We start from the raw sequence: 3,346 nt of genomic DNA on the forward strand, positions 1-3,346 counted from the left end.
TCGGTGTCGCCGATCAGGCGGTTCAGGTGCTGGTAGACCAGGTTGATGCCCGGCGCCGTGCCCCAGTGGCCGAGCAGGCGCGGCTTGATGTGGGCCGGCTGCAGCGGCTCGCGCAGCAGTGGGTTGGCCTGCAGATAGATTTGCGCCGCCGCCAAATAATTCACGGCACGGCGGTAGCGCTCCATGGCAGCGATGTCGACGGAAACGGCGGCTTGCGGCATGAGACGGCTCTCCTGCGATGGGATTTCGGCAGCGCAGCACGGCGGCGCTGCCGGGTTCGACAATACCGCAGCCCATTCGGCAACAGGGTGACAGACATGGAAATCCTCACCGTCAACGTCGGCAGCTCGTCGGTCAAGCTCGGGCGCTTCGACGCGCGCAGCACGCCACCGCGCCGCCTGGCCAGCGTGCACCTGGACGCCGGCGCCGCACTGCCCGACGACCTCGGCACGCCGGCGTTGCTGGCGCATCGGGTGGTGCATGGGGGCGATCTGGCGCGGCCGATGCTCATCGACGCCGCCGTCGAGGCGCGCATCGAGGCCTGCGCGCCGCTCGCGCCGCTGCACAACCCGCCGGCGCTGGCGATGATCCGCGCCTGCCGGCAGCGGTTCGGTGCCGATATTCCGCAGGTCGCCGTGTTCGATACCGCGTTTTTCGCCGACCTGCCGGCCGCCGCGCGCGCCTACGCGCTGCCGCGCGACCTCACGCACGCCTACCGCCTGCGCCGCTACGGCTTTCATGGCATCGCCCATCAGGCGCTGTGGCGAGCCTGGCAGGCCGCCACCGGCGGCGGGGGGCGGGTAGTGACGCTGCAACTGGGCGCCGGCTGCTCGGCCAGCGCCATCGCCGATGGCAAGCCGCTGGATACCTCGATGGGCTTCACGCCGCTCGAGGGCCTGGTGATGGCCACCCGCAGCGGTGACGTGGACCCCGGCCTGCTGCTGTATCTACAACGCGTCGCCGGCCTCGATGCGTCGCAGATGGAGACCCTGCTGAGCACCCGCAGCGGCCTGTTGGGACTGGCCGGCAGCGCCGACATGCGCCAGCTGCTGCAAGACGCGTCGGCAGACGCCGCGCTCGCGCTCGAGGTGTACTGCCGGCGCGTGCGCAAGATCATCGGCGCCTATGCCGCCGTGCTGGGCGGCCTCGACGGCATCGTATTCGGTGGAGGGGTAGGCCAACACGCCGCGCCGATCCGCGCCCGCATCCTGGCCGACCTGGCCTGGCTGGGCGTGCGGCTCGACGCCGCCGCCAACGACGCCGCCGCCCCGACCAGCCGCATCAGCAGCGACGATTCGCGCTGCGCGGTGTGGGTGTTCGAGGTGGATGAAGCCAGCGAATTGGCGCGTGCCGGTCAGCAGGCGCTGACCGGCACGGCCTGATGGGACAGCGCTTCTACGGGCAGCGCCGACTACCGCGCGTGGATTACTTTTCCTGGATGCTGGCCAGGTAGTCGACGATGCTCAGGATCTTGGCGCGCACTTGGGGATCATTGTTCCCTTCGTCACGAAAACGCTGGCCCCACACCGGCATTTCGGCCGGACCGTGGATGCCGAGCGCCTGACCGCGCCCGTCGATGATGGCGCGCACCCGCGTGTACGGGAACTGGCCGTTGTTGTTCTTGGCCAGCTGGGTCAGGTCGGCCGGGCGCTTTTTGAGCTCCGCCGCCACCGGCCCGTCACCACGCCCCATCGGACCGTGGCAGGACGCGCAGTATTCCATGTAGTCCTGGCGCTGCAGGTCGCTGACCGGAGCGGCCGAGGCAGCACCGGCAACCGCCAGCAGCGGCAGCGCGAAGGCAGCGAACCGCTGCGGGGCGAGGATTTTTTGCACACAACGGCGCATACGCATGACACCTGTTCTCCTTGAGTTATCAAACGACCATCCCTGAAAAACACCCGCGCCCGTCAGCCTATGTCGGGGCGGCGCGCGCCGGCTTGCGGGAGAAAACTCCCCTCATCGTACGAGCGCGGCTCACTTTTGCATACGGCGAACGTATTCGGTCAGCGCGGCGATACGATCCTGCGCCTGCCGCTGGCTGACACCTTCCGGCGACACATACAGTTCCTCGCCCCATACCGGCATGGTACGCGGCCCGTGCGCCTTGACGTCGGCGCGGCCGTCGATGATGTCACGCACGCGCTCGGTCGGGAATTCGCCATTGTTCTTCTGGCTGAGCACGGTGATATCGGCCGGCATGGCCTTCATGGATTGGGCGACCGGGCCGTCACCATGCCCTTCGGGGCCGTGGCAGGACGCACAGTATTTGTTGTAATCGCGCCGGGCACGCGCCATCGTCTCGTCGCTAAACGGCGCCGCCAGCGCCACTGCGGATGTCAGGGTCAACAGTGCACCGACGGTGGCGAGACGGCGCTGCGTGGTTTTCTTCATGACTTCCCCCTTTTTTCGTGCGTAACGGATCGCGACGACATTTAGCCTTACGAATCAGGCGAACGACCGTGATCCTAATCAACCGGAGCGGACGAACGATCGTTCATCAGGCGGCAGCATCTTACCCGGATTGAGCCGGCCCTGCGGGTCCAGTGCCGCCTTGATGTGGCGCATCAGCGCCATCCCCACCGGTCCCTCGAATGGCGCCAGCGCGTCGCGCTTCAAAAGGCCGATGCCGTGCTCGGCGGAAATCGAGCCGCGGTGTTTCACCACCGCCGCGTTGACCAAGCCCGCCAGCGTTTCCCAGCGAGCCAGGAACCGTGCCGCCGGCATCCCCGGCGGCTGCGACAGGTTGAAGTGCAGATTGCCATCGCCGAGGTGGCCGAAGGCGCACACGCGCAGCCCCGGGCAGGCCGCTTCGACCGCGGCGCTGGCCTCGGCGACGAAGGCCGGCACCGCCGACACCGGCACCGCGACGTCGTTTTTGATGCTGGCGCCCTCGTGGCGCTGCACCTCGGCCACCGCTTCGCGCAGGCGCCAGAAATCGGCCGCCTGGCGCGCGCTCGCCGCTACCGCGGCGTCGCCGATCTCGCCGCGCTCCAGGCAGTGTTCGAGCACGCCTTCGAGCGCCGCCGCCAAGCCCGCCGCGGCGCGCGAACTGCTGAGCTCGACCAGCAGATACCACGGCGCCGGCGCGGCCAGCGGATCGCGCGCGCCGGGCAGGTGGCGCAGCACGAACTCGAGCGCCGTGCGCGATACCAGCTCACAGCCGCTGACGGCATCGCCGCTGGCCTCGCGCAGGCGCCCGAACACCGCCACACAGGCCTCGACCGACGGACAGGCCAGCCAGGCGGTAATGGTCTCGCGCGGCAGCGGAAACAGTTTCACCACCGCGGCGGTGATGATGCCGAGCGTGCCTTCGGCACCGATGAACAGCTGCTTGAGGTCGTAACCG

Annotated in this window: 5 protein-coding genes; 1 reads left to right on the forward strand and 4 read right to left on the reverse strand. The window is 68.8% G+C overall.

All coding sequences use genetic code 11. From position 1 onward, the window contains the following. On the reverse strand, positions 1-221 hold a 221-nt coding region (locus PHC73_RS12910), incomplete at its 3' end, for a hypothetical protein (RefSeq protein ID WP_300129020.1). 96 nt (positions 222-317) lie between these two features. On the opposite strand from PHC73_RS12910, the gene PHC73_RS12915 reads away from it, so the two are divergent. After that, a complete protein-coding gene (locus PHC73_RS12915) occupies positions 318-1,382 on the forward strand; it encodes an acetate/propionate family kinase (RefSeq protein WP_300129023.1) in 1,065 nt (354 codons plus the stop codon). 43 nt (positions 1,383-1,425) lie between these two features. Here PHC73_RS12915 and PHC73_RS12920 read toward each other — a convergent pair whose 3' ends face one another. The 3 genes from PHC73_RS12920 to PHC73_RS12930 form a co-directional block, all read right to left on the reverse strand. After that, positions 1,426-1,851, reverse strand: coding sequence for a c-type cytochrome (locus PHC73_RS12920; protein ID WP_300129026.1), 426 nt, complete (start codon positions 1,849-1,851; stop codon positions 1,426-1,428). A 123-nt stretch (positions 1,852-1,974) separates the two neighbouring features. Further along, entirely contained in the window at positions 1,975-2,391 is a 417-nt protein-coding gene (locus tag PHC73_RS12925; protein WP_300129029.1) for a cytochrome c, read from the reverse strand. 78 nt (positions 2,392-2,469) lie between these two features. Further along, positions 2,470-3,346: FAD-binding oxidoreductase (locus PHC73_RS12930; RefSeq protein ID WP_300129032.1), on the reverse strand; the 877-nt coding region annotated here is incomplete at its 5' end.

Source organism: Immundisolibacter sp. (genome assembly GCF_028696615.1).
GTDB lineage: Bacteria > Pseudomonadota > Gammaproteobacteria > Immundisolibacterales > Immundisolibacteraceae > Immundisolibacter.